Annotated in this window: 24 protein-coding genes and 1 other RNA gene; 10 read left to right on the top strand and 15 right to left on the bottom strand. The window is 70.4% G+C overall.

Annotated elements, in window-relative coordinates; genetic code table 11:
• Nucleotides 1–6 precede the first annotated feature (6 nt).
• From AC2D80_RS10885 to AC2D80_RS10840, 10 genes are all read right to left on the bottom strand, one after another.
• Entirely contained in the window at nucleotides 7–807 is an 801-nt protein-coding gene (locus AC2D80_RS10885) for an SDR family NAD(P)-dependent oxidoreductase (RefSeq protein WP_484633037.1), read from the bottom strand.
• Nucleotides 808–967: 160 nt separating this feature from the next.
• Nucleotides 968–1498 carry a hypothetical protein gene (locus tag AC2D80_RS10880; protein ID WP_484633036.1) on the bottom strand — a complete coding sequence of 177 codons (531 nt, stop codon included), beginning with the start codon at nucleotides 1496–1498 and terminating at the stop codon, nucleotides 968–970.
• A 113-nt stretch (nucleotides 1499–1611) separates the two neighbouring features.
• On the bottom strand, nucleotides 1612–2130 hold the full coding sequence (locus AC2D80_RS10875) for a hypothetical protein (RefSeq protein WP_484633035.1): 519 nt from the start codon (nucleotides 2128–2130) through the stop codon (nucleotides 1612–1614).
• A 262-nt stretch (nucleotides 2131–2392) separates the two neighbouring features.
• Nucleotides 2393–2806: a DUF2784 domain-containing protein gene (locus AC2D80_RS10870; RefSeq protein WP_484633034.1), complete on the bottom strand. Its 414-nt coding sequence runs from the start codon at nucleotides 2804–2806 to the stop codon at nucleotides 2393–2395.
• A gap of 66 nt (nucleotides 2807–2872) precedes the next feature.
• Nucleotides 2873–4045 carry an ABC transporter substrate-binding protein gene (locus AC2D80_RS10865; RefSeq protein ID WP_484633033.1) on the bottom strand — a complete coding sequence of 391 codons (1173 nt, stop codon included), beginning with the start codon at nucleotides 4043–4045 and terminating at the stop codon, nucleotides 2873–2875.
• A gap of 46 nt (nucleotides 4046–4091) precedes the next feature.
• Nucleotides 4092–5948, bottom strand: coding sequence for an AMP-dependent synthetase/ligase (locus AC2D80_RS10860; RefSeq protein ID WP_484633032.1), 1857 nt, complete (start codon nucleotides 5946–5948; stop codon nucleotides 4092–4094).
• Between the two features lie 40 nt (nucleotides 5949–5988).
• Entirely contained in the window at nucleotides 5989–6777 is a 789-nt protein-coding gene (locus AC2D80_RS10855) for an ABC transporter ATP-binding protein (RefSeq protein ID WP_484633031.1), read from the bottom strand.
• Nucleotides 6778–6835: 58 nt separating this feature from the next.
• Complete coding sequence (locus AC2D80_RS10850; RefSeq protein WP_484633030.1) at nucleotides 6836–7663, bottom strand: ABC transporter ATP-binding protein; 828 nt, start codon at nucleotides 7661–7663, stop codon at nucleotides 6836–6838.
• A gap of 117 nt (nucleotides 7664–7780) precedes the next feature.
• Nucleotides 7781–8857 carry a branched-chain amino acid ABC transporter permease gene (locus AC2D80_RS10845; protein WP_484633029.1) on the bottom strand — a complete coding sequence of 359 codons (1077 nt, stop codon included), beginning with the start codon at nucleotides 8855–8857 and terminating at the stop codon, nucleotides 7781–7783.
• Nucleotides 8858–8915: 58 nt separating this feature from the next.
• Complete coding sequence (locus AC2D80_RS10840; protein WP_484633028.1) at nucleotides 8916–9791, bottom strand: branched-chain amino acid ABC transporter permease; 876 nt, start codon at nucleotides 9789–9791, stop codon at nucleotides 8916–8918.
• Nucleotides 9792–9961: 170 nt separating this feature from the next.
• Between AC2D80_RS10840 and AC2D80_RS10835 the strand changes: the two genes are divergently transcribed.
• The 4 genes from AC2D80_RS10835 to AC2D80_RS10820 are packed head-to-tail and all read left to right on the top strand — an operon-like array spanning nucleotide 9962 to nucleotide 13355.
• The gene (locus tag AC2D80_RS10835; protein ID WP_484633027.1) at nucleotides 9962–11356 is read left to right on the top strand and encodes an acyclic terpene utilization AtuA family protein; all 1395 of its coding nucleotides are present in this window, start codon (nucleotides 9962–9964) and stop codon (nucleotides 11354–11356) included.
• A complete protein-coding gene (locus AC2D80_RS10830) occupies nucleotides 11353–11775 on the top strand; it encodes an AtuA-related protein (protein WP_484633026.1) in 423 nt (140 codons plus the stop codon). Before AC2D80_RS10835 ends, AC2D80_RS10830 begins: the two co-directional genes overlap by 4 nt.
• Complete coding sequence (locus tag AC2D80_RS10825; RefSeq protein ID WP_484633025.1) at nucleotides 11772–12563, top strand: crotonase/enoyl-CoA hydratase family protein; 792 nt, start codon at nucleotides 11772–11774, stop codon at nucleotides 12561–12563. The genes AC2D80_RS10830 and AC2D80_RS10825 overlap by 4 nt, the downstream gene beginning before the upstream one ends.
• Nucleotides 12564–12620: 57 nt before the next feature.
• Nucleotides 12621–13355, top strand: coding sequence for a type 1 glutamine amidotransferase (locus AC2D80_RS10820; protein ID WP_484633024.1), 735 nt, complete (start codon nucleotides 12621–12623; stop codon nucleotides 13353–13355).
• 15 nt (nucleotides 13356–13370) lie between these two features.
• On the opposite strand, the gene AC2D80_RS10815 is transcribed toward AC2D80_RS10820, so the two are convergent.
• On the bottom strand, nucleotides 13371–13799 hold the full coding sequence (locus AC2D80_RS10815; RefSeq protein WP_484633023.1) for an acyl-CoA thioesterase: 429 nt from the start codon (nucleotides 13797–13799) through the stop codon (nucleotides 13371–13373).
• Nucleotides 13800–13836: 37 nt separating this feature from the next.
• Between AC2D80_RS10815 and AC2D80_RS10810 the strand changes: the two genes are divergently transcribed.
• From AC2D80_RS10810 to htpX, 5 genes are all read left to right on the top strand, one after another.
• Nucleotides 13837–15804 carry an ABCB family ABC transporter ATP-binding protein/permease gene (locus AC2D80_RS10810; protein WP_484633022.1) on the top strand — a complete coding sequence of 656 codons (1968 nt, stop codon included), beginning with the start codon at nucleotides 13837–13839 and terminating at the stop codon, nucleotides 15802–15804.
• A gap of 92 nt (nucleotides 15805–15896) precedes the next feature.
• The gene (locus tag AC2D80_RS10805) at nucleotides 15897–16817 is read left to right on the top strand and encodes a LysR substrate-binding domain-containing protein (protein ID WP_484633021.1); all 921 of its coding nucleotides are present in this window, start codon (nucleotides 15897–15899) and stop codon (nucleotides 16815–16817) included.
• Between the two features lie 52 nt (nucleotides 16818–16869).
• Entirely contained in the window at nucleotides 16870–17916 is a 1047-nt protein-coding gene (pyrC, locus tag AC2D80_RS10800; protein ID WP_484633020.1) for a dihydroorotase, read from the top strand.
• Nucleotides 17913–18722, top strand: coding sequence for a DUF3025 domain-containing protein (locus AC2D80_RS10795; RefSeq protein WP_484633019.1), 810 nt, complete (start codon nucleotides 17913–17915; stop codon nucleotides 18720–18722). Before pyrC ends, AC2D80_RS10795 begins: the two co-directional genes overlap by 4 nt.
• 140 nt (nucleotides 18723–18862) lie before the next feature.
• On the top strand, nucleotides 18863–19735 hold the full coding sequence (htpX, locus tag AC2D80_RS10790) for a protease HtpX (RefSeq protein ID WP_484633018.1): 873 nt from the start codon (nucleotides 18863–18865) through the stop codon (nucleotides 19733–19735).
• Nucleotides 19736–19857: 122 nt separating this feature from the next.
• On the opposite strand, the gene AC2D80_RS10785 is transcribed toward htpX, so the two are convergent.
• Entirely contained in the window at nucleotides 19858–20634 is a 777-nt protein-coding gene (locus tag AC2D80_RS10785; protein ID WP_484633017.1) for a glycine zipper 2TM domain-containing protein, read from the bottom strand.
• Between the two features lie 59 nt (nucleotides 20635–20693).
• Complete coding sequence (locus AC2D80_RS10780; RefSeq protein ID WP_484633016.1) at nucleotides 20694–22580, bottom strand: NAD(P)/FAD-dependent oxidoreductase; 1887 nt, start codon at nucleotides 22578–22580, stop codon at nucleotides 20694–20696.
• A gap of 87 nt (nucleotides 22581–22667) precedes the next feature.
• Here AC2D80_RS10780 and rnpB point away from each other — a divergent pair.
• Nucleotides 22668–23047, top strand: an RNA gene (gene rnpB / locus AC2D80_RS10775) — RNase P RNA component class A.
• On the opposite strand, the gene AC2D80_RS10770 is transcribed toward rnpB, so the two are convergent.
• Together AC2D80_RS10770 and AC2D80_RS10765 are read right to left on the bottom strand one after the other, a co-directional pair.
• The gene (locus AC2D80_RS10770) at nucleotides 23042–23878 is read right to left on the bottom strand and encodes a metallophosphoesterase family protein (RefSeq protein ID WP_484633015.1); all 837 of its coding nucleotides are present in this window, start codon (nucleotides 23876–23878) and stop codon (nucleotides 23042–23044) included. The two genes, rnpB and AC2D80_RS10770, sit on opposite strands and share 6 nt — an antisense overlap.
• Before the next feature lie 20 nt (nucleotides 23879–23898).
• Nucleotides 23899–25620 (bottom strand): MBL fold metallo-hydrolase, encoded by a 1722-nt coding sequence (locus AC2D80_RS10765; protein WP_484633014.1) that lies wholly within the window; start codon nucleotides 25618–25620, stop codon nucleotides 23899–23901.
• Nucleotides 25621–25641: the final 21 nt, after the last annotated feature.

Below are 25641 nucleotides of genomic sequence, written 5' to 3'. Positions count from 1 at the left end.
TCCGCCTCACGACGACGGCACCGCGGCCGAGCCGGCGAGCAGGCCGCCGTCGAGGTGCAGCTCAGCGCCCGTCATGTAGGACGACGCGTCGCTGGCGAGGAACAGCGCGGCCTGCGCGACTTCCGCGGTGGTCCCAAAGCGGCGCAGCGGCGTGTCGGCCACCAGCGCCGCCATGGTCGCCTCGCGTTCCGGGCCGTCGCCCAACATCGGCTCCCACATCGGCGTGAGGATGGCCGCGGGGTGCAGGCTGTTGCAGCGCACCGGCAGCCGCTGCTCAGCGCAGTACAGCGCCACCGTCTTGGTGTGGTTGCGCACCGCCGCCTTGCTCGACGCGTAGGCGGCCGCTGCCGGAATGCCCACCAGCCCGGAGCGGGACGACACGTTCACGATGCTGCCCGTCTCGCCCGGCGGCAGCCGCCGCATGGCGCGCAGCGCGGCGCGGCAGCCCAGGAACACGCCATCGAGGTTGGTGGCATGAACGGCGCGCCAGTCGGCCAGCGAGGCGTACTCCGGGTCGTGGGCGGCCCCGTCTTCCAGGCCGGTGATGCCCGCGTTGTTGACCAGCACGTGCAGCCGCCCGTCACGGCCGAGCACCTCGTCGATGGCGGCGTTCCAGTGGGCTTCCTCGCGCACGTCCAGCGCGAGCGCCGATCCCCCGATCGCGCGGGCCACGACCGTCGCCCGGTCGACATCGATGTCGCTGACCCAGACGCGCGCGCCGGCCCGGGCGAAGGTCTCGGCGATCGCCGCGCCAATGCCTCGGCCCGCGCCGGTGATCAGGCAAACCCGGTCCTGCAGGGTGGTCATCGTTCCCCTCGTCGCGGCCGTTGCTCAGCGGCCCGCGCCGCCGCCACCGCCACCGCCACCGCCACCGCCACCGCCACCGCCGNATGCCTCGGCCCGCGCCGGTGATCAGGCAAACCCGGTCCTGCAGGGTGGTCATCGTTCCCCTCGTCGCGGCCGTTGCTCAGCGGCCCGCGCCGCCGCCACCGCCACCGCCACCGCCACCGCCACCGCCACCGCCACCGCCGCCGCCGCCACCACCGCCACCACCACCACCACCGCCACCACCACCACCACCGTTTCCGCCACCGTTCCCACCTTTGCCGCGGCCACCCCCCTGGCCACCGCCGGCGTCGCCGCCGGTGGCGGCCCCGGCGCGGGCAAGGCTGGTGGCGCTCGACCGGTCGGCCGCCCGCGCGGCGTTGGTGGCGTGGGCCTCCGCCGCGCGGGGCGAGCGGTTGGCCGCGCTCACGGCCTCACCAAGCCGCACGCCCAGCTGGTTGGCGATGGCGCCCCAGCCCATGCCGTCGTCGCGCATGGATTGCACGGTCTGACGCGCCGCATCGAGTTGGGCGGGCGTGGGGTTGGTGATGCCCTCCTGGCTGAGTTTCTGCCGGGCCACCACGCTGCTGAAGTCCTGCCCGGCCGCGGCCGCGCTGCCCGCCGCGAGCAGCCAGCTGGCGACCAGGGCGGTGTGTCGAATCGAGGCGATCATGTCCATCTCCGGAAACCACAAGGAGCCGGATTGTGGCGCGCCCCACCAGGGCGGTGGGTGACCGTCGGTAACGGATCGGTCAAGGGACCGGCGTCGACCGGTCGGGCGTTCGCTCAGGCGGCAGCGAGGTGGCGCACGGGCTGCGCGCGCACCGAGGCGTCGAGCGCGAGGTAGCGGGCGTGGGCCAGGGCGGCATCGCCGGCCGGCTGCGCGTCGCCCACGGGCGACGTGCCGCTCACGCGCGCGACCGTTTCGGCCACCAGCTGGGCCAGCCCCGGCGCTGCCGCATACAGGGCGAAACGTCGCCCGTCGCCTTCCACCGACAGGCCGTGGCCGTACTTGCCGGCCTCGTGACCGATGAAATCCACATGGGCCAGCGGCAGTTGGCGCACCGTCGGCTTCAGGCCCATTTCCACCACCAGCAGCAGGCGGTCGGTCACCACCCAGAAACCGCGGTTGGCGCCCACGATCCGGCCCCGCACACAGGCCCGGATGGCGTCGTCGGCGGCCAGGTGCGGGCGCACGGCGTCGATTTCCGCGGTGTTCAACAGCCGCTCGGACTCCGGATTGCGGCCCTCCAGAAACATCTCCCAGAGGTGGTCGTGGTCGCGCAGGAAATCGATGAGGAACATGGTGTCTCCGTGGGGTGGGGGGCGGAACGCAAAGCCCGTGATGGTGCCCGTCCGCGGAGACCCGCGCGGCGACTGGGTTTTGGGGTTATTCGCCCGGGGCGTGGTGTGCGGTGCCGCTCATACCTGCACGCAAATCCGCGTCTTTCAGGCCAGGGCGGCGTGGCAAGTCCTCGCGAGACCTGCGGGTATCGCTGCGGTTTTCGCCTGGCCCTGACCTGCGATCCATCGGTTTTGCGTGTGCACGGATCGGCGTGACAGCACATCAGCGACGTGTGCGCCGTGGTGGAACCCGCCACCAGGCCCACACCACCGCGGCGGCGAACGCGGTGTAGATCAGCGCAAACACCGCCAGCGGCACGTCCCAGTAGAGCCAGCGACCCACCCAGTGCGCGATGAAGCCCTCGCCGTGCGTGGGCTGACCAGCGGCCGCGCGCAGCGCCTGCTCCCAGATCGTCAGCGGACACAGCCGCCCAAGCCAGGCCTGCGCCACCACCACCGCGATCAGCAGCAGGTGCATGGCGCGCAACATCGGCGACCGCACCCACGCCCAGCCGCGGGCACCCCCCACCGCCACCAGCGGCAGCAAACCCACCACGAACACGACGATGCCGGCGTGGAACACCAGCAGCGCGTCGGCCAGCCAGGCGGCGGTGGTGGGTGACAGACCGGCGATCACGGGCGTGGGGCGTCAGGACGAAAAAAAGCCCGCGCACGGGGCGCGGGCTGCTGGGGACCGGCGCGATTACTTCGCGTCGGCCTTGATGTACTCGGACACCACCTTCCAGCGGTTGTCCTGCAACTGCGACAGACGCGAGGCGTTGCTGCCCAGACGCTTCTGCGGCCCAAAGGTGGCCTCGGCGCTGCCGAAGATGTCCGGCGGGATGGTCATGGTGTCCATCGCCTTGATGAAGCTGTCGGTGGTCAGGTTCGGGCCGGCCTTGCTGGCCGCGCGCAGGAAGGAGTCCACCGCGTTGTAGCCATACACCGAGAACACCGTCGGGTCTTCGTTGAACTTGGTCTTGTACTTGTTGGCCCAGAAGCGGATCGGCTGCGAGGCCTCGTCCAGGTACGGGTGCTGCACGGTCATGGTGGCGTACAGGCCGTTCATGGCGGGACCGCCGAGCTTGTGGATCAGGTCGGTGTAGGCCGCGCTGGAGCCCAGGAAGGTCGGGTTGAAGCCCAGCTTGCGGGCGGTACCGATGCCGCCAATGGTCTCGCGGATGATGGTGCCCAGCACCACGAAGTCGCACTGGCTGGCCGCGAGCTTCTGCATCTGGGAGGCGAAGTCGGTGGCGCCGCGCTTGAAGGTGGTCTCTTCGGCCAGGGTCATGCCGATGGACTTCAGGCCCTCTTCGGCTCCGCGCTTGACCTCCAGGCCGAATTCATCGTCCTGGTACATCGTGCAGACCTTCTTGGCGTTCTTTTCCTTCACCAGCTTGGGCACGGCGATGCGCATCTGGTCGTAGTAGGTCGCGGCGAAGCTGTACTTCAGGCGGTGGAAGGGCTCGTACATTTCGCGCGCCGCGGTCACCGGGAAGAAGTTGATCACGTTCTTCGGAAACTGAACCTGCATCGCGGCGATGTTTTGCGCGGTGCCGATGTGGCCGACCATCGCGAAGATCTTGTCCTGGTTGACCAGCTTCTGCGCGGCGAGCACGGCGCGGCGCGGGTCGTAGGCGGAGTCTTCCACCTGCAGGCGGATCTTGCGGCCGTTGATGCCGCCCTGCTCGTTGGCCTCGTCCACACGCAGCAGCATGCCCAGGCGGACCTGCTTGCCGAAACCGGCGAGCGGGCCCGAGAGGTCCTGGATCGAGCCCAGCACGATCTCGTCCTTGGTCACGCCTTGCGTCTGGGCCAGGGCGGCGCCCGAGGCCAGGGCCAGCGCGCTGGCGATCAGGGTCAGTTTCATTCTCATGGTTTGTCTCCGTTGGGTGGCTGGGTAAAAGGGGGCGGCGTCCGCGTCAGCGGTACATGGCTTCGATTTGCGGGGCGTACTTCTGCTGCACCAGCTTGCGCTTGAGCTTCATCGTGGGCGTGAGTTCCTCGTCTTCCGCGGTCAGCTGGGTGTCGAGCAGGAAGAACTTCTTGACCTGTTCGACGCGGGCAAATTTCTTGTTGACCCGGTCGATCTCGGTCTGGATCAGGGCTTGCACCTCCGGTGCGCGCGTGAGGCTGGCGTAGTTGGAGAAGGGCACATCGTTGTCCTGCGCGTACTTCTCCACGTTTTCCTGGTCGATCATGATGATCACGGTCAGGTAGGCTCGTTTGTCGCCGATGACCACCGCGTCGGTGATGTAGGGCGAGAACTTCAGTTCGTTCTCAATTTCGCTGGGCGTGATGTTCTTGCCGCCCGCCGTGATGATGATGTCCTTCATGCGGTCGGTGATGCGGAAAAACCCTTCCTGATCCACCACACCGACGTCGCCCGTGTGGAGCCAGCCGTCGGCGTCGATGGTCTCGGCGGTTTTCTCCGGCAGGTTCAGGTAGCCCATGAACACGTTGGGGCCGCGCACCAGGATCTCGCCGGTGGCCGGGTCCAGGCGCACCTCGTTGTAGCTGGCCGCCGGGCCGATGCTGCCCGGGCGGATGCGGTCGGCGGGTACGCCCGTCGACGCCCCGCAGGTCTCGGTCATGCCCCAGACCTCCAGCATGGGCACGCCGAGGGCGAGGTACCAGCGCACGAGGTCCGGCGAGATCGGCGCAGCGCCCGTCACCAGGAAGCGCGCGCGGTGGATGCCGATGAGCTTGCGCACGTTGTTGAGCACGAGCGCCCGTGCCAGCCGGAACTGCAGCCGCAGGCCGCCGGGCACGTCTTCGCCCTTGAGCACGTGGTCGGCCACGCGCTGACCCACGCCGATGGCCCACGCGTAAGCGGCTTGCTGCAGCTTGCCAGCCTCCTTGAGCGCGATCATCACGCCGGAGTAGAACTTTTCCCACACGCGGGGAACGGCCGTGAACACGGTCGGTGCGATCTCCCGCACGTTCTCGGGCACCGTCTCCGGGTTCTCGACGAAGTTGAGCTTGGCGCCGGTGTAGAGCGAGAAATACTCGCCGCCCATGCGCTCGGCGATGTGACACAGCGGCAGGAAGCACATGCACTCGTCCTGCTCGTTGCGGGCGATCAGCGTGTTGTAGCCACGAACGGTGTAGACCAGGCCCTTGTGCGCGTGCATCGCGCCCTTGGGTTTGCCGGTCGTGCCCGAGGTGTAGACGAGGATCGCCAGGTCTTCGGGCTTGACCGCGTTGACCCGGGCCATCAGTGCGTCGGGGTGTTGGCGGCGGTGCTCGCGCCCGAGTTCGCGCAGCGCGTCCAGGCTCATCACGCCCGGGTCGTTGAGCTCGCGCAGGCCTTCCATGTCGGCCACGACGATTTTCTTGAGCAGCGGCAGCCGTTCGCGCACCTCCAGCGCCTTGTCGAGCTGCTCGTCGTCTTCCACAAACAGCACCGTTGTGCGCGAGTCTTCGCACAGGTACTGCACCTGCTCGGCCGCGTCGGTGGGGTAGATGCCGTTGGCCACGCCGCCGGCGCTCAGCACCGCCAGGTCGCACAGCACCCACTCGATGGTGGTGTTGGAGAGGATGGACGCGGTCTCGCGCGGCTCGAAGCCCAGCGCCATCAGGCCGTGGGCGATCTCGGCCACGGCCTCACCGGTCTGGTTCCACGTCCAGCTGCGCCAGATGCCCAGGTCTTTCTGCCGCATCCAGATGTTCGGGCCGCGCGCCTTCACCGCGTTCCAGAACATCGCCGGGATGGTGTCGCCCGGCATCACGACGCGGGTTTCGGGCTGGATGTGGGAGAGGTCCCAGAGGTAGCTCATGTGTCGGTCTCTCGGTGACAAAGGGGCGGGCGGCTGGCGCTCACCGCCAGTTTTTCTTCTTCTTCCAGCGTCGGTCGGCGCGCACGCCTTCTTCCTTCATGCCGAGGTAGAACTCCTTGATGTCGTCCTTCTCGCGCAGGCGGGCGCAGGTGTCTTCCATCACGATGCGGCCGTTTTCCAGCACGTAGCCGTAGTCCGATGCGTTCAGGGCCATGTTGGCGTTTTGCTCGACCAGCAGGATGGTGGTGCCGCGCTCGCGGTTGATGCGCACCACGATCTCGAAGATTTCCTTCGTCAGTTTCGGCGACAGGCCCAGGCTGGGCTCGTCCAGCAGGATCAGGTCGGGGTTGGCCATCAGCGCGCGGCTGATGGCCAGCATCTGCTGCTGGCCGCCCGAGAGCAGACCGGCGTCCTGCGCGGCGCGCTCGCGCAGGATCGGGAAATAGGTGAACACCGATTCCATGTCGCGGGCCACGCCGTCGCGGTCCTTGCGCGTGTAGGCGCCCATCAGCAGGTTGTCCCGCACGCTGAGCAGCGGGAACACCTCGCGGCCCTCCGGGACGTGGCTCAGGCCCTGCTGCACGATGAACGACGGGTCCTGGGCGGTGATGTTTTCACCCTTGAACTCGACCGTCCCCTTGCGCGGGTCGATGATGCCGCTGATGGTCTTGAGGATGGTGGTCTTGCCCGCGCCGTTGGAGCCCAGCACGGTGGCGATCTCACCACGGCGGACCTGCAGGCTCACGCCGCGGATGGCTTTGATGGGCCCGTAGGCGCTCTCCACGTTGGAGAGCTTCAGCACGGGAGCGTCGGTGGTGGCAACGGTCATTGGGATTTCTCCGCGATTCGCGCTTCGATGCGAACGCTTTCAAGCGGCCGAGCGGGGTTCATGCGGACACCTTGTCGTGGTTCTCGCGGCGCAGGCTGGACACGTCGTCCACCGAGCCGAGGTAGGCCTCGATGACCCCGGGGTGGCTCTGCACCTGCGCCGGCGTGCCGGTGGCCAGCTCCTGGCCCTGCGCCATCGCCAGCACGCGGTCGGACACCTTGGAGACCAGGCTCATGTCGTGCTCGACCATGAGCACCGTGATGCCCAGTTCCTTCTTGATGTCGCTGATCCAGAACGCCATGTCCTCGGTCTCTTCCACGTTGAGACCGGACGACGGTTCGTCCAGCAGCAGCAGGCGCGGCTCGGTGCACAGCGCCCGCGCCAGCTCCACCACCTTGCGCACGCCGTAGGGCAGGCCGGCGACCATGCTTTCCCGGTGGTGCTGCAGGTCCAGCAGGTCGATGACGTGCTCGACCTTTTCACGCGCCTCGATCTCGGCGGCGCGGGTCTTGGCGGTGAAAAAAATCTCGCTCCACAGCCCCGTGCGGCGGTGGGTGTGGCGGCCGATCAGCAGGTTCTGCAGCACGGTGGCGTGCTCGAACAGCTCGATGTTCTGGAAGGTGCGCGCGATCCCGAGGGTGGCGATCGTGTGCGGCGCCTGGTCGGTCAGGCGGACCGTGCCCTGCGGCCCGGTGTAGTCGATGGTGCCGGTGGTGGGCGTGTAGATGCGGCTGATCAGGTTGAACACCGTCGTCTTGCCGGCGCCGTTGGGGCCGATGAGGGTGAACACCTCGCCCTTCTTGACGTCGAAGCTCACGTTGTTGACCGCCAGCACGCCGCCGAAGCGCACGCTCAGGTTCTTTGCGGAGAGAAGCACATCACTCATACGTTTCTTCTTGCCTTTGGCGCAGCGCGCACAGACACAGCACCGCGAGGTGCGGCGGCACCGGCTTGGCCGGGCCGCTGGCGGGGGGATGCACCGCAGGTGCTGCGGGGGTGGTCCTCATTTCAGGCGGTCGGACTTCTGGAACGACTTCTGCCGCTTGAACATGCCCTGGCGGTAGAAGGGGAAGAGCTGGAAGTACGCGCGCACCTTGAGCCAGCGGCCGTACAGGCCCATGGGCTCAAACAGCACGAAGGCAATCAGCACCAGCCCGTACACCGTGCCCTGCAGGCCGGCGGCCTGGCCGATCGCCGCCGGCAGGAAGTCCTTGCCCATGGCGATCAGCTGCGGCATCACGATCAGGAAGATGGCGCCGAGGAACGCGCCGTGGATCGAGCCCAGACCGCCGATCACCACCATCAGCAGCAGGTCGATCGACTGGATGATGCCGAACTGCTCGGGCGAGAGGAACTGGATCTTGTGGGCATACAGCGCACCACCCAAGCCCGCCAGCGCGGCCGACAGCGCGAAGCTCAGGGTCTTGTAGCGGGCGAGGTGGATGCCCATGCTCTGCGCCGAGATTTCAGAGTCCCGGATCGCCACGAAAGCGCGGCCGGTGGACGAGCGCATGAGGTTGACGATCGCCAGCGTGGCGCCGACACAGATCACCAGACACAGGAAGTAGAACTCGGCGGTGGTGTCGAGCTCCTTGCCGAACAGGCTGGGGTACTTGACCATCAGGCCCGCGTTGCCGCCGGTCACGCTTTCCCAGCGCGCGATGCCTTCTTCCACGATGAAGCCAAAGGCCAGCGTGGCCATGCCGAGGTAGATGCCCTTGACCCGCAGGGCCGGCAGGCCGACCACCATGCCCACCGCCGCGGCAAGCAGGCCGGCGCAGGCCAGGGCCAGCGGGAAAGGCAGTCCGGCGTTGACCATGATGGCCTGCGTGTAGGCGCCCACACCCAGGAACGCGGCGTGGCCCAGCGAAAACAGGCCCGTGAAGCCCGCCAGGAGCATCAGTCCCAGGCCGACGATCGCGTAGATCAGCACGAAGGTGAACTGCGCCACCCAGTACTCGGGAAAGACCCAGGGCGCCAGCACCAGGGCCACGCCGAGCAGGCTGTACCAGAAGACGTGGCCGCCGTGCTTGGCCAGCCGGATGTCCTGGTCGTAGTCGGTCTTGAAAAGGAATCGCATGTTGGGGGGTGTCCTCGTCGGTGGCGGTCGGGTCGGCGCGGCGCGCGCGGTGGGACCTTCAGACTTTCTTGCGCAGCTTCTCGCCGAACAGGCCGTTGGGCTTGAGCACCAGCATGATCAGCACCACGATGTAGGGCGCGATGTCCTTGAAGCCTTCGGGCAGGTAGAAACCCGAGAGCGCCTCGACGATGCCGATGATCAGCCCGCCCACGATCGCGCCGGGCAGACTGGTGAAGCCGCCCACGACGGCCGCCGGGAAGGCCTTGAGGCCGATGAAGCCCATGTTGGCGTGCACGAAGGTGATGGGCGCGAGCAACAGGCCGGCGATGGCCGCCACGCCGGCCGCCAGGCCCCACACCAGGCCGTTGAGCCGCTTGACCGGAATGCCCATGTAATAGGCGGCCAGCTGGTTTTGCGACGAGGCCTGCATGGCGATGCCCAGCTTGCTGTAGCTGAACATGGCAAACAGCCCCAGACAGAGCACCGCGGTGGCGCCAATGACCACCAGCTGCTCGGCCGAGATCACCAGCCCGCCGAGGCGGATCACCTCGCCCGCGTAGGGCACGGGCAGCGTGTGGGTGTCGGTGCCCACGTCGGGGATCATGGTGATCAGCCCGCGCAGGACATAGCCCACGCCGATGGTGAGCATCACGATGGAGAAGGCCGGCTGGCCCAGGATCGGGCGGATCACCACCCGCTCAACCAGCACACCGAACAGCGCCATGCCGATGATCGCCGCCGGCACCGACAGCCAGAAGGGAAACCCCAGCATCGTCATGGCCGCGAGACCGCCGAAGGCGCCCACCATCATGAGATCGCCCTGGGCGAAACTCACCGTTTCGGTGGCCTTGTAGATGAGCACGAAGCCCAGCGCGATCAGGCCGTAAATGCACCCTTGGGCGATGCCGCTGATCAGCAATTGCAGCAACTGCACAGACGCGTCTCCTGATGTCGTTTTTTGCTCGGTGTGGGGTTGTTCCGGTGCTGCAATATCCATTGCAGGCGCGCCAGACAATGGGCTGCGTTTATAGCTGTCTTGCACGAGACTGACGCTAGGGGTTGTCCCGACGGACAGTCGCACAGGTTCCATCGAAAGATCACCGAATGACTTCCATCCGCATCGGCGCAGGGCTGGGTTTTTACGGAGACAGCTGGGAGCCCGTCGTCGCGTCGATCGAGCGCGGCGGCGTGCAGTTCATCGCCAGCGATCACCTCGCCGAACTCACACTGGCCATCCTGCAGAAAGACCGCCAGCGCGACCCGGCGCTGGGGTACGCGCGCGACGTGGTGCCCATGCTGCTGCGGCTGTGGCCGCTCATGCAGCCGCGCGGCGTGCGCTTTGTCTGCAACGCCGGCGGGCTCAACCCGGCCGGCGCCGGCGCGGCGGTGGCTGCGGCGCTGGCCGCGCGTGGGCTGAAGGCGCGCATCGCGGTGGTGGCGGGCGACGACGTGTTGCCGCGCCTGCACGACCCGGCGCTCACGCACCCTCACCTGTTCACCGGGGCCGACGTGACCGCGGTGCGGGACCGGCTGGTGTTTGCCAATGCCTATCTGGGCGCCGCACCGATTGCGCGGGCACTGGACGAAGGGGCAGACATCGTCATCACCGGCCGCGTGGCCGACGCGGCCCTTTTTCTGGGACCGCTGGTGCACGCGCTGGGCTGGCGCCTCACCGACGCGACCGCCCCGTCGGACCTGGACCGTCTCGCCCAGGGCCTCACCGTGGGTCACCTGCTGGAGTGTTCGGGGCAGGGCAGCGGCGGCAACTTCGGCAGCCAGGGGGCGTGGCAGGCCATTCCCGACCTGGTCCACATCGGCTACCCCATCGCCGAGGTGCAGGCCGACGGCACGGCCCTCATCACCAAGGCGCCGGGCACCGGCGGGCGCGTCAATTTCGACACGGTGCGCCAGCAGCTGCTCTACGAGGTGCACAACCCCCACGCGTACCACAGCCCCGACGTGGTGCTCGACATGGGCGCGCTGCGGCTGGACGACGAAGGGCACGACCGGGTGCGCCTCACGGGCGCGCGTGGCCATCCGCCTGGCGACCAGCTCAAGGTGGTGGCCGGCTACCGCGACGGCTACAAGGCCGAAGTCACCTGGGGCTTTTCCTGGCCGGACGCCTGGGACAAGGCGCAGGCCGCCGAGGCCACGATCCGCACCCTGCTGCGCGAGCGCCGCGTCCCGCACGATGAGCTGTTCGTCGAATACCCCGGTCTCAACGCCGCCCACGGACCGCTCGCCCCCTTGCCGCCGCCGGAGGCGCTCAACGAGCTCCATGAGGTCTGGACCCGGCTGGTGCTGCGCACCCCCGACAAGGCCGCGGCCGATGGCTTTGGCCGCCTGTTCCCCTGGATCGGCCTGAGCGGGCCGGCCTACACCTGTGGCTTCAGCGGCCTGCACCACACCGGCGAGCTGCTGGGCATCTGGCCCACCCTGGTGCCGCGCGCTGCGGTGGAGCCCGGCGTCACGATCCACTGGCTGGGAGACCGCACATGACCCCCTCGACGGCTTCGACCACCTCCCCGAGCGGCGCCAGCCGCCAGCGCGTGGCGCTGGTGCGGCTGGCCCACGCGCGCAGCGGCGACAAGGCCGACTGGGTGGACTTCGGCCTGTTCGCCTGGAATGCCGAGGGCTACGCGATCCTGCAGCGCGAAGTCACGGCCGAGCGGGTGCGCGCGCACTTCGCGCCGTGGCTCCCTGGTGAGGTGGAGGCCTGGGCCCTGCCGAATATCCTGGCGATCAAGTTCGTGCTCAAGGGCGCGCTGCAGGGCGGTGGCGCCCGCAATCTGCGCCACGACAACCTGGGCAAGGCGATGGCCGGCGCGCTGCTGCGGCTGGAGATCGACGTGGGCGCCGACGAGCTGGCCGCCGCGCTGGCCGCGCCGCGCGTGGGCTGGTGGGGGGAAGGCGCATGAACCCGGCGGTGCGCACCGAGGCGCTGGGCGATGTCTGGGTCATCACGCTGGACCGCCCGGCGGTGCGCAACGCCGTGGACACGCCCACCGCGCAGGCGCTGCACGCGGCCTTCCTCGCGTTTGACGACGACCCGCAGGCGCGTGTGGCGGTCTTTCACGGCGCGAACGGCCACTTCTGCGCCGGCTGGGATCTGCAGGCCGGCGCCCGCGCCGTCGATCCCGCGCAGGCCCTGCCGGCGCTGGAATTCGATCCCGCTGACCCAAGGGCGCCCGGCCCCATGGGGCCCAGCCGCCTGCGGCTGTCCAAGCCGGTGGTGGCGGCCATCGCCGGCGCTGCCGTCGCCGGGGGGCTGGAGCTCGCCTTGTGGTGTGACCTGCGTGTCATGGAAGAAGACGCCTACCTCGGCGTCTACTGTCGCCGCTTTGGCGTGCCGCTGATCGACGGCGGGACCGTGCGGCTGCCGCGGCTCATCGGCATGGGGCACGCGATGGACCTGATCCTCACCGGGCGGCGGGTGGATGCACCCGAGGCCCGGCAGATCGGGCTGGTCAACCGCGTGGTCCCGACCGGGCAGGCCCGCGAGGCCGCGGTGGCGCTGGCGCGTGAGCTGGCCGCGTTTCCGCAGGCCACCCTGCGCGCCGACCGGGAAAGCGCCCATGCGCAGTGGGACCTGCCGCTGGGCGACGCCTTGCATCAGGAGTGGGTGCGCGGTCGCGAACGGCTGGCCGACGCGGTGGACGGCGCGCGGCGTTTCAGCGCGGGCGAGGGGCGGCATGGCCGGTTCTGAGCGCGTGCGCCCGAATGGCCCCATGGCGGGCCGCGCGGCTCGCTAGCATCCGCGCGCATGAGCCCGCCCGCCCCGCCCGACGTTCTGGTCTTGCAGCACACCCTGGAAGACGGCCCGGCCCACCTCGGTCGCTGGCTGGACCTGCAGGGCCACGCGTGGACCGTGCGCTGCGCCGAAGCCGGCGAGGCCTACCCCGACAGCGTGCGCGGTTACCGCGGCCTGGCGGTGCTGGGCGGCGAATGGAGCGCCAACGACGACCGTGCCTCGCTGCGCCAGGCCGAAGCGCTGATCCGCGAGGCCGACGCCTTGGGCATCCCGGTCATCGGGCATTGCCTCGGCGGCCAGTTGATGGCCCGGGCCTTTGGGGGGCGCGTTGAGCGCTTGCCCGCGCCGGAGATCGGCTGGCTGCCGATCCAGGTACACGACACGCCGCGGGCGCGCGAGTGGTTTGGGTCGGTGCGCGAGGCGGTGGTCTACCAATGGCACTACGACAACTTCGTGGACCTGCCCGCCGGGGCGGAGTGGATCGCGGCGTCGCCGGCTTGTCCCCACCAGGCCTTCGCCATCGGCCCCCACCTGGCCATGCAGTTCCACATCGAGATCGACCCGCGCAAGGTGGGCGACTGGCTGGCCAACCCCGGCCTGGTGTACCCCGAGGCCATCGGCCGCCATCCCGAGACGGTGCAGCCGCCGGCCGTGATGCAGGCCCTCACCGAGCGCCACCAGGCCGGCAGCGAAGCCGTGGCCGACCGCCTGTACGCGGTCTGGCGGTCCCGTTGGGCACGCCGCTGAGGCGCGCGGCGGGCCTCACAGCCCGGGCGGCAGGCCGTCGCGTTCGATCGGGCGCGGGCGCCCGTCCCGGTCGATCGCCACGTACGTCAGGCTGGCTTCGGTGACCTTCACATACTGGCCTTGCGCCGAGAAGCGCTCCGCGAACACCTCCACCTGCACCGTGATCGAGGTGCGTCCGACCCGCGTGAGGTGGGCGTAGAAGCTCAGGATGTCGCCCACGCGCACCGGCTGCTTGAAGATGAACTGGTTGACCGCCACCGTGGCCATGCGCCCGCGCACGTAGCGCGCCGGCAGCACCGCGCCGGCCAGGTCCACCTGCGCCATCACCCAGCCGCCGAAGATGTCGCCGTTGGCGTTGCAGTCGGCCGGCATCGGAATGACCTTGAGCACCAGTTCGCGGTCGGTGGGCAAGTCGGTGCGGGGCGCGCTCGCTTGGGTGGACATGGGCACAATCTCCGTGAAAACCCCGAGTGTGTCACGCATGCGAACCGATGCTCCCGCCCACGTCCGCGTGGCCCCGACCCCCGCCGCTGGCCCTGCCGGCGCCGCGCCCCGCCGCTCCGACTGGGCCACATTGCGCCGGTTGTTGCCTTATCTGTGGGTCTACAAGTGGCGCGTGGTGGCCGCGCTGGCCTTCATGGTGGCGGCCAAGGTGGCCAACGTGGGCGTGCCGGTGCTGCTCAAGGAACTGGTGGATGCGATGACCATCCCGCCCGGCAGCGCGCAGGCGCTGCTGGTCGTGCCGGTGGCGCTGCTGCTGGCCTACGGCGCGCTGCGCCTGTCCACCAGCCTGTTCACCGAGTTGCGCGAACTGGTGTTTGCCAAGGCCACCGAGGGAGCCACGCGCCACATCGCCCTGCAGGTGTTCGGCCACCTCCACGCCTTGAGCCTGCGTTTCCATCTGGAGCGCCAGACCGGCGGCATGACGCGCGACATCGAGCGCGGCACGCGCGGCGTGCAGTCGCTCATCTCCTACTCCCTCTACAGCATCGTGCCCACCCTGATCGAGGTGGCGCTGGTGCTGGCCGTGCTGGGCAGCCGCTTTGACATGGTCTACGTGTGGATCACGCTGGTTGCGCTGGTGATCTACATCGCCTTCACCGTGGTCATCACCGAATGGCGCACGCAGTTCCGTCGCCGCATGAACGAGCTGGAGTCGAGCAGCCAGACGCGCGCCATCGATTCGCTGCTCAACTACGAGACGGTCAAGTACTTCAACAACGAAGCCTTCGAGGCGCGCCGCTACGACGAGTCGCTCGAGAAGCTGCGGCGCGCCCGCCTGGTCAGCCAGAGCACGCTGTCGCTGCTCAACACCGGCCAGCAACTGGTGATCGCGGTGGCGCTGGTGCTCATGCTCTGGCGCGCCACGCAGGGCGTGGCGGCCGGCACGCTCACGCTGGGCGATCTGGTGATGATCAACGCCTTCATGATCCAGCTCTACATCCCGCTGGGTTTCCTCGGCGTGCTGTACCGCGAGATCAAGCAGAGCCTCACCGACCTCGACAAAATGTTTGTGCTCCTGGAAAAGGAGCGGGAGGTGGACGACGCACCGGACGCCCGGCCGCTGGCCCTCGACGGTCCGCCCACGGTGCGTTTCGAGAACGTCCATTTCGCCTACGAGCCAGCGCGCGAGATCCTCCATGGTGTGAGCTTCGAGATCCCGGCCGGCAAGACGGTGGCGGTCGTGGGACCGTCGGGTTCGGGCAAGAGCACGCTGGCGCGCCTGCTGTATCGCTTCTACGATGTCACGAACCATGCACCTCGAGGTTCACCCACGGCGGGCGGCTCGCTGCCCCCCGAAGGACCGGCCGCCGTCTTGGGACGGCCTGACGGTGACTTCCCCGCGGCGGGCGGTCGCATCACCATCGGCGGGCAGGACATCGCGCAGGTGACGCAGGCCAGCCTGCGCGCGGCCATCGGCATCGTGCCGCAGGACACGGTGCTCTTCAACGACACCATCGAATACAACATCCTCTACGGCCGCCCCGACGCCGGCCACGACGCCGCGGTGGCCGCGGCCCGGGCCGCCCGCATTCACGACTTCATCGAGAAACTGCCCCAGGGCTACCGCACCACGGTGGGCGAGCGCGGGCTCAAGCTGTCGGGCGGGGAGAAGCAGCGCGTGGCGATTGCCCGCACCCTGCTCAAGAACCCGCCCATCCTGATCTTCGACGAGGCGACCAGCGCGCTCGATTCGGCCAACGAGCGCGCCATCCAGACCGAACTGAAGAGCGCCGCGGCCAACAAGACCACCCTCGTCATTGCCCACCGGCTGTCCACCGTCGTGGACGCGCACGAAATCCTGGTGCTGCGCCAGGGCGAGATCGTCGAGCGCGGCACCCACGCCGACCTGGTCACGCGCGCCGGCGGTGTCTATGCTGAAATGTGGTCCTTGCAACAAGCCAACCAGTACGAGACAGGAGCCAGCATTCCGGCGAGCGCGGTGTGAAGCCAGGGTGCGGTGGCGCCGGCTTGGCCGGGCCGCACGCACCGCCCCCTTGAGGGGGTGACGCGCGCAGCGCGGCGCGGGGGTGGGTCAATATGGAAACCAAGTGGCTTGAGGACTTTGTCAGTCTGGCCGAGACGCGCAGTTTCAGCCGCTCGGCCCAGCTGCGCCACGTGACCCAGCCGGCGTTTTCGCGCCGGATCCAGTCGCTGGAAGCCTGGGCCGGCACCGACCTCGTCGACCGATCCTCTTACCCCACGCGGCTCACGCCCGCCGGCCAGACGCTGTACGAGCAGGCGCTGGAGATGCTGCAGTCGCTGCAGACCACGCGCGCCATGCTCCGCGCCCACACCGCGGCCGCGCAGGACGTGATTGAGTTCGCCGTGCCCCACACGCTGGCGTTCACCTTTTTCCCGCAATGGCTCTCCGGCCTGCGCGAGAGTTGCGGGCCGATCAAGAGCCGCCTGATTGCGCTGAACGTGCACGACGCGGTGCTGCGTCTGGTCGAAGGCAGCTGCGACCTCCTGATCGCCTACCACCACGCCGCCCAGCCCATCCAGCTCGATCCCGCGCGCTACGACATGCTGCCGCTGGGCACCGAGCGCGTGGCCCCGTACGCCAAGCCCAACGCCCAGGGCGCGCCGATGTTTGCGCTCGGCCCGTCGCCCGCGCCGGCCGTGCCCTACCTCGGATACGCGCCCGGCGCCTACCTCGGGCGCGCCGTGGAACACCTGCTCAAGGACCGCCAGATGGGCGCGCAGCTCGAGCGTGTGTATGAAACCGACATGGCCGAGGGCCTGAAGGCGATGGCGCTGGAGGGCCACGGCGTGGCCTTCCTGCCGGCCAGCGCGGTGCGGGCCGAGACCGCCGCGCGGCGCCTCGTGCCGGCCGCCGACGGCCTGGACATCACGCTGGACATCCGCCTCTACCGCGTGCGCCCCACCGACCCGGCCAAGGGCAAAGGCGCGGTGCACGCCTTCTGGCAGCGGCTGGGCGAGCTGATCGCCCCCGCGTGATCGGCCTTCGCCGACCGAGCCGTCGGTCGCAGGGGTTTGCGACAATCCCGGCATGAACGCCGCCGCCCCCCAGACCCTCACCCTCATCCGCCCTGACGACTGGCACCTGCACGTGCGCGACGGCGACGCCTTGCGTGCCGTGGTGCCGCACACCGCCGCCCAGTTCGGCCGCGCCATCATCATGCCCAACCTCAAGCCGCCGGTGACCACCGCGGCGCAGGCCGCGGCCTACCGCGAGCGCATCCGGGCCGCGGTGCCGCCCGGCGTGTCGTTCGAGCCGCTGATGACGCTCTACCTCACCGACAACCTGCCGCCCGACGAGATCCGGCGGGCGCGCGAGGCCGGCGTGGTGGCGGTCAAGCTCTACCCGGCCGGGGCCACCACCAACAGCGACGCCGGCGTCACCGACCTGCGCAAGACCTACGCCACGCTGGAGGCGATGCAGCGCGAGGGCATCCTGTTGCTGGTGCACGGCGAGGTCACCTCCAGCGACATCGACCTCTTCGACCGCGAGGCGGTGTTCATCGACCGGCACCTGATCCCGCTGCGCCGTGACTTCCCGGGCCTGAAGATCGTGTTCGAGCACATCACCACCCGCGAGGCCGCCCAGTACGTCGCCGAGGCCGGTCCGCTCACGGCGGCGACCATCACCGCGCACCACCTGCTCTACAACCGCAACGCCATCTTCACCGGCGGCATCCGCCCGCACTACTACTGCCTGCCGGTGCTCAAGCGCGAGGAGCACCGCCGCGCGCTGGTGGCGGCCGCCACCAGCGGCAGCGACCGCTTCTTCCTCGGCACCGACAGCGCCCCGCACCCGGCGCACCTGAAGGAGCACGCCACCGGTTGTGCCGGCTGCTACACGGCCCACGCCGCGCTGGAGCTCTACGCCGAGGCGTTCGAGGACGCGGGCGCGCTCCACCAGCTCGAAGGCTTCGCCAGCCGCCACGGCCCGGCCTTCTACGGCCTGCCGCTCAATGCCGGCACCGTCACCCTGCGCCGCGACGACTGGACCACGCCCGAGTCCTTCCCCTTCGGCGCCGCCGAGCTCAAGCCGCTGCGCGCCGGCGAAACCCTGCGCTGGCGCCTCGTCGCGTGACCGGCCCCGCCGGGCCGTCTCCCGCCGCGCCCGCGCCGCCGGCCGGCGCGGCGATCGACTGGTCGGCCCCGTGGTTCGCGCCCTGGGCGCCGCTCGGCCCGGTCGTCCAGCGCGACTGGCAAACGGCCGATCTGCCGACCGCCCTCAATGTCCCGAGCGCCCTGAGCGCGTGCGGCGCGCCGGTGCGCTTCGTGCCCCAGGCCCACCTGCCCGACGGCACCGCCTATGAGGCCCACATCGCCGCCACCGGCACCGTGCCCACGCGCGACAACCTGCACGACTTCTTCAACGGCCTCGTCTGGCACCGCTTCCCCCGCAGCAAGCAGCGGCTCAACCGCCTGCAGGCGGCCGAGATCGCCCGCGCCGGCGTGGGTGCGGTCCGCGGCCCCCTGCGCGACGCCCTGACGCTGTTCGACGAAAACGCGGCCCTGCTGCAGGCGCCGCCGGCGCTGTGGGCCGCGTTGCGGGCGCGGGACTGGCCGGCGCTGTTCACCGGCGCGGGCCGACCGGCCTGGGCGTCGGCGCGGCTGGTGTTGTTCGGTCACGCCCTCCTGGAGAAGTTGGTGAGTCCTTACAAATCGGTCACGGCGCATGTGTTCGTGTGGCCGGTGCCGGACGCGCTCGGCCAAGACCTGGCGGCCTGGGACGCCGCGCTCGCCGAGGCCCTCACGCCCGAGACGCTGGCCCGCAAGCCGTTCACGCCCCTGCCGGTGCTGGGCGTGCCCGGGTGGTGGCCGGCGAACGCCGAACCCGCCTTCTACGACGACCCCGGCGTCTTCCGCGCGCCGCGCCCGCGCGGGTCTTGAAGCCGCGCCGCCCGGCGGCATATGGGCTTCTCGGTATCATCCGCTGCCCCGCGCCGGGCGCCCCGGGAACCCCGGCGACCGGCCGGGGTCGCAGGCGCCACACGGTGCGCGTGTGCACCGCCGCCCCATCTGGAGAACCCATGAAGCGCATTGCCCTGCTCATCCTGACCAACGTGGCCGTCATGGCCGTGTTGCTCGTCACCTCGCGCCTGCTTGGCGTCGACCGCTTCCTCACCGCCAACGGGCTGAACCTCACCGCCCTGGCCGGCTTTTCGCTCATCATGGGCTTTGGTGGCGCGTTCATCTCGCTGCTCATCAGCAAGCCGATGGCCAAGTTCAGCACTGGCGCGCAGGTCATCAACCAGCCGCGCAACGCCGACGAAGCCTGGATCGTGCAGACGGTGCAGAAATTCGCTGACAAGGCCGGCATCGCCATGCCCGAGGTCGCCATCTATGAAGGCGCGCCCAACGCCTTCGCCACCGGCGCCTTCAAGAACAGCGCACTGGTGGCCGTGTCCACCGGCCTGCTGCAGAGCATGACCCGCGAGGAGGTCGAGGCGGTCATCGGCCACGAGGTGGCCCACATCGCCAATGGCGACATGGTCACCATGACCCTGATCCAGGGCGTGATGAACACCTTCGTCGTGTTCCTCAGCCGCGTGATCGGCTACGCGGTCGACGCCTTCCTGCGCCGCGGCAGCGACAGCCAGGGCCCCGGCATCGGCTACATGGTCACCACCATCGTGATGGACATCGTGCTGGGCTTCCTGGCCGCCATCATCGTGGCCTGGTTCAGCCGCCAGCGCGAATTCCGCGCCGACGCGGGCGCCGCGCAGCTGATGGGCCGCAAGCAGCCCATGATCAACGCCCTGGCCCGGCTGGGCGGCCTGCACCCCGGCGAGCTGCCCAAGGGCATGCAGGCGATGGGCATCGCCGGTGGTCTGGGCAAGCTGTTCAGCACCCACCCGCCGATCGAAGAGCGCATCGCCGCGCTGCAGCAGTCGCAAGGCTGACCGCCCGGTTGCCGGCCCGCCACGGCCGGCGCCGGAGGTTTCAACCCGCTTCCCCATGAAAAAAGCCACCCGCGGGTGGCTTTTTTGTACGCGCGTCTGGCGCCGTGGCGGGCCGGGGGCGCTCAGCGGTGCCAGCGTTCCTCGCGGTTTTGCCAGCGCTCGCCGTGGCGCGGGTGGTCATCCCAGCGGTCGTCGCCGCGCCAGCCGTGGCGGTGGCCGTCCCAGCCGCCGGGCGGGGGGCGGTGGTAGCCCTGGCCGTTGATGTAGACGATGCCGCCGCCCACCACCGGGTAGGTCGGCACCACCGTGTTCTCCACCACGACCCGCGCCGGGGCGGTCTGGTAGATCACCTGCGGCCGCGCCGGGTACACGCCGGGCGGCGGTGCGCTGGGCAGCGCGTCCACCGGCGTGACGCTCAGGCGCACGAAGCGGCCCGGGTCGTGCGGCATCTGGGTGCGGAACTGCTGGCCGCCGTACTCGTAGACCACGTCGTAGGCCACGGTGCGGCTTTCATAGAAGGTTTGCGTGCCGCACTGGCGCACCACCTCGGTCCGGCTTTCGCCCGGGCCTTCGATGCGGTTGCCCACCACGGCGCCGCCGATCAGGCCGATCACGGTCGCCGCGGCGCGGCCGCTGCCGTTGCCGATGGCGTTGCCGGCGGCGCCGCCGGCCACCGCGCCTAGCAGGGCACCGGCGCCGGACGGACGCCCTTCACGGATCACGGTCTCGTCGCTGCACACCTGGCGCGGCACGGCCACCTGCTGGATGACCGGCGTGCTGCTGACCACGCGCCCCTGCACTTCCTGGGCGAAGGCGGTGGACAGGCCGGCGGGCAGGGCGCCGGCGGCGATGAGCGCGGCGAGCAGGGGACGGGCGTGGCGCGGGGGCAGGGCGTTCATGTCAGGGGCTCCAGAAGTCCGGTGGGACGGAGGGTTGGCGTATGGTGCACCGGCCACACTTAAGGCGCGGTGTCTGCCGTGTAAATCCCCGCCGGCGCGCTGCCGCGACCGGGCGCCACCGGCGGCAGGCCGAGCAGGTCGCACGCCAGCGCCTCGGCCACCTTCACGCCATCCACGCCGGCCGACAGGATGCCGCCGGCGTAACCCGCGCCTTCGCCGGCTGGGTACAGGCCCGCGGTGTTGAGGCTCTGGTAGTCCTCGCCGCGGGTGATGCGCAGGGGGGCGGAGGTGCGGGTTTCCACGCCGGTGAGCAGCGCATCGGGCATGTCGTAGCCCCGGATCTGCCGGCCAAACACCGGCAGCGCCTCGCGCATCGCCTCGATGGCGTAGGCCGGCAGCGCCGGCGCGAGGTCGGTGAGGTGCACGCCGGGCTTGTAGGAGGGCTCCACCGCGCCGAGCGCGGTGCTCGGCGTGCCGGCCAGGAAATCGCCGACGCGCTGGCCGGGCGCCTCGTAGGTGCCGCCGCCCAGCGCGAACGCGCGGCTTTCCAGCTCGCGCTGCAGCACCACACCGGCCAGCGGGTGGTCGCGTCCCTGGGCCACCAGCGCGGCGGCCTGCGCGGCGTAGCGCGCCCCATCGGTCTCGCCGAACGCGGCCACCCAGCGCGGCGTGTCCTGCGGGAAGGTTTGCGGGTAGTCCGCGGGCGTGATGCCCACCACCAGCCCGGCGTTGGCGTTGCGCTCGGCGCGGGAGTACTGGCTCATGCCGTTGGTGACCACGCGGCCGGGCTCGGACGTGGCCGCCACCACGGTGCCGCCCGGGCACATGCAGAAGCTGTACACCGCGCGGCCGTTGTGGGCGTGGTGCACCAGCTTGTAATCGGCCGCGCCCAGCAGCGGATGTCCGGCGTGCGCGCCCCAGCGGGCGCGGTCGATCACGCCCTGGGGGTGTTCGATGCGAAAGCCCACCGAAAACGGCTTGGCTTCCATGAACACGCCCGCGTCCCAGAGCGTGGCGAACAGGTCGCGCGCGCTGTGTCCCAGCGCCAGCACGACGCGCCGCGCCGGCAGGTCAAACGCCTCGCCGGTGTCCAGCCGCGTGCCGCTCACGCCGGCCAGCCGCCGCGGTGCGGCGCCGCCGTCGGCCAGACGCAGGCCAGTGACGTGGTGCTGGAAGCGGATCTCGCCGCCCAGCGCAATGATCTTTTCGCGCAGCGCCTCCACCACCTTCACCAGCTTGAAGGTGCCGATGTGGGGGTGCGCCGCGAACAGGATCTCCGGCGGCGCGCCCGCGTCCACGAAGGCCTGCATCACGCGCCGTCCGAGGAAGCGCGGGTCCTTGATCTGGCTGTAGAGCTTGCCGTCGGAGAACAGGCCGGCACCGCCTTCGCCGTACTGCACGTTGCTTTGCGGGTCGAGCACCCGGCGGCGCCACAGGCCCCAGGTGTCCTTGGTGCGCTGGCGCACCGGCTTGCCGCGTTCCAGCACGATCGGTCGCAGGCCCATCTCGGCCAGCGTGAGCGCGGTGAACAGGCCGCACGGCCCGAAGCCGATCACCACCGGGCGCTCGTCGGGCGCGGCGGGCCAGCCCGCGGGGGCGTGACCGGGGGCGCGCCAGGCCATGTCGGGGGTGGGGCGGATGTGCGGGTTTTTCTCGTGTTGGGCGAGCAGCCCCGGCACGAGGCGGGCGTCGTGCAGATCGACGTCGACGATGTAGACCGCCTGCAGCGCCGCCTTGCGGGCGTCGAAGCTGCGCTTGAACACGCGCAGCCCGGCGATGGCGCCGGGGTCGATGCCCAGCGACTGGGCGGCCAGCCGCGTCAGCGCCGCCAGCGGGTGCGGCGGGGGCTGGCGGTCGACATCGGTTTCGGTGGGCGCGTCGGCGGCGCGGCGTTCTTCGAACGGCACCTCGGCCAACGGCAGTTTGAGTTCGGCGATGCGGATCATGGCGGCGGCTTGTGGCGATCAAGCGGGCGGCTGGAGAAGGGCGTGATTGTCGCCGAGCGGCGCCGCGCGTGGGACAATCCGCGCCGTGGAGCGTGCCAGACCGCCGCTGGTGCCACCCCGCAAGGGGACCCGAAAGGGGGCACTGGAGGAACGTCCGGACTGCACAGGACAGCGTAGGAGGTAACACCTCTCCACCGAAAGGCTGCAAGGCCCCAAGGTGAGGATCAGAGCAACAGAGACGAGCCGCTTGAGTGCGGGTGAAACGGGCAATCTCTACGCGCAGCAACACCAAATAGGCCAGCCTGAGCCGCCGCGGTTCGCCGTGGCGGCGCTCCTTGTGGTTCCGCAAGGCGTGTTGGCGGGTAGGTGGCATCGAGCCGCGCGGGCGACCCGCGGCCCAGAGGAATGGCGGTCACGCCCCGGGCAACCGGGGTGCACAGAATCCGGCGTACCGGCGCGCTTCACACTTTTTCTGTCCCGTCCTCGCGCGGCCAGCGGCCATGGCGCAGGGCGTGCGCCCACGCGGGTCGGCCGTGCGCCTCGGCCAGCGCCGCCATGGCGCCGTGGTCGTACGGGACGCTGTGCAGCGACGCCCGCCAGGCGCCATCGGCGCCGCGCTCGGCCAGCGCCCAGCGCGCGTCGGGGCTGCCGCTTTCCACCCAATGCCGGTCCGCGCCGCGACCGTCTTCGTAGGCCGGCTGGCCCACGCTGCCCGGGTTGACGATGAGCAGGTCGCCGCCGGCGCGCGGCCGGCGCACGGCGCGGGGCACGTGCGTGTGGCCGCAGGCCAGCAAGCGGATCGCCGGGCCGAGCGCCGGCGCGCCCGGGCCGCCCAGCCGCTCGTCGATCTCCGCCTCGCTGGCCAGGCGCATGAGCGGCGCAGCGGGCGTTTCCAGCAACGGTTCGGTGTCGCGGCGCGGGCTGCCGTGGCACAGCGCCACGTCACCGCCCAGGCGCGTGGCCCAGCGGCTGCCGTCGTGCAGCGACGCGTCGGTGGACGACACCACGCTGCCCAGCCAGTCGCGCGCGCGGTCGTCCAGCGCGCGGGTGGCGAAAGCGTCGCTGGCACCCTGGCGCTCCAGCGCGCGGGTGAGGATGGCCCGGTCGTGGTTGCCGGCGATGTGCAGCCAGCCGGGCTGGTCCATCAGCCAGTGCGCGGTCTCGCGCGGCAGCAGCGGTCCGCTGAGCATGTCGCCGAGGTTCACCACCGCGGCCACGCCGTGGCGCGCGATGTCGGCCGCCACCGCCTGCAGCGCCGGCAGGTTGCCGTGGATGTCGGCGACGAAAGCCAGGCGCACGGCGCAGGTCCCTGCGGCGTTCAGGCGTTGAAGCCGCCCAGGCTCTGGATGCGCTCGACGTGCGCCATCAGCGAGCGGCGCGCCACCGGCCACAGCCGCTCGGGCACGTCGTCGTAGGCCAGGCGCACCCAGTCGTCGGGGGTGCCGTCGGGCAGGGCCTGCATGGCGCGCGCCACCTTGGCCTCGCGCGCCAGTCGGTGCGCCTTGAGCTGGGCGATGGCGCGCCGGGCGCCGCCTTCGGGCGGCGCGGTCGGGTGGTCCGGGCTCTGGGTCCAGTCGCCGAGCACGTACCCGTGCGCCGGCAGGATGAAACACACGCCGTGGCGCTGGCAGGCGGCGTCGAGCTTGTCCAGCGAATCCAGGTAGGCGCCCATGGCGCCGTCCGGCGGATCGATCACGGTGGTGCTGCCGTTGAGGATGTGGTCGCCGGTGAACAGCAGGCCGTCTTCGACCAGCACGAGGCAGACGTGGTTGGCCGCGTGGCCGGGCGTGTGGATGACTTCGAGCGTGTGCGTCACGGTGCCGGCGCCGTCGGCCCCGAGCAGGACGATCTGCTCGCCGTCGGCCAGCGCGCGGTCGGGCACAAAGTGGCTGTTGGCGCGGGCTGTCGGTGCGCTGGGCAGGCCCAGGATGGGGGGACGTTCCAGCCCGGCGTTGACACACAGCGCCTGCAGCCGGACGGCGCCGGGCGAGTGGTCGGGGTGGGAGTGGGTGCACACGATGGCCCGCACCTGCCCGGCCGCCGCGCGCCACAGGCGTTCGATGTGTTCGGGTTCGTCCGGGCCGGGGTCGATCACGGCGTAGCCAGTGGCCGGATCGCCCACCAGGTAGCTGTTGGTGCCCGGCCCGGTCATGAAGCCGGGGTTGGGCGCGGTCAGGCGCATCACGTTCTTGAGCAGGGCCACCGGCGCCTCGGTCTGCCAGTCCAGCGCGTGCACGATCTGCCCGTCCGGGCAGACCAGCGCCAGCTCGCCGAACGGCGCTTCGTGCTCCATGTGGCGGCTTTCCCGGCCGTTGGTCAGCCCCGCGCGCGGGCAGCTGGACCACAGCGGCCCCTCGGTGGCGGCGCAGGCGTCGAGCACGCTCTGCACCGTGTCGTGCGCCTGCAGGCGCTCCAGCGTGCGGATGGTCGGGAAGATGATGAAGAAATCGCCGGCCGCGTGGCGGGCGAGGGCGTCCTGTGGCCGCACCCAGACCGGCTCGAACTGCTCGGCTTCGTCGGCCACCGGCTGCTGGTCGGGCGGCATGCGGGCGACCAGGAAGGGCACGTCGAAGCGCCGCGGCAGGTCGCGGTCGGTCACCCAGTGGGCCAGCAGGTACACGCCCGCGGCGTCCAGCCGCAGGCCCAGTGCATCGCATTGCGCGGCAAAGGGCGCGTGGCGGTCCAGCCGGGCGATGTCGGCGTCGTCGGCCGGACGGCCGTCGGCGTGGCGCGCGATGAGCACGCCGAGCTCCTCGAAGCTCTCGCGGATCGCGGCGATGGCCTGGGTGAGGGCGGTGTCGCTCTGGCCCGCGCGGCGGGTGGCCAGGGCGTGGCAGGCGGCGTCGGCCGCGTCGATGCCGCCGCCCGGAAACACGTAAGCGCCGGGCGCGAAACTCGCCGTCATGGAGCGCCGCGTCATCAGCACCTCAATCCCCGGGCGGTCGGGGTCGGCGCTGTCGCGCAAGAGCAGCACGGTGGCGGCGGGCCGCAGCGCGGCCGGCGTGCGGGCGGGGTGGAGGCGTTGGGTGGGACGGACCATGCAGCCATTGTGCGGGAAACG

The organism is Hydrogenophaga sp. T66 (assembly GCF_057219855.1).
Note: the sequence above shows the minus strand (reverse complement) of the source record. Positions and strands in the feature narration are given on the sequence as shown.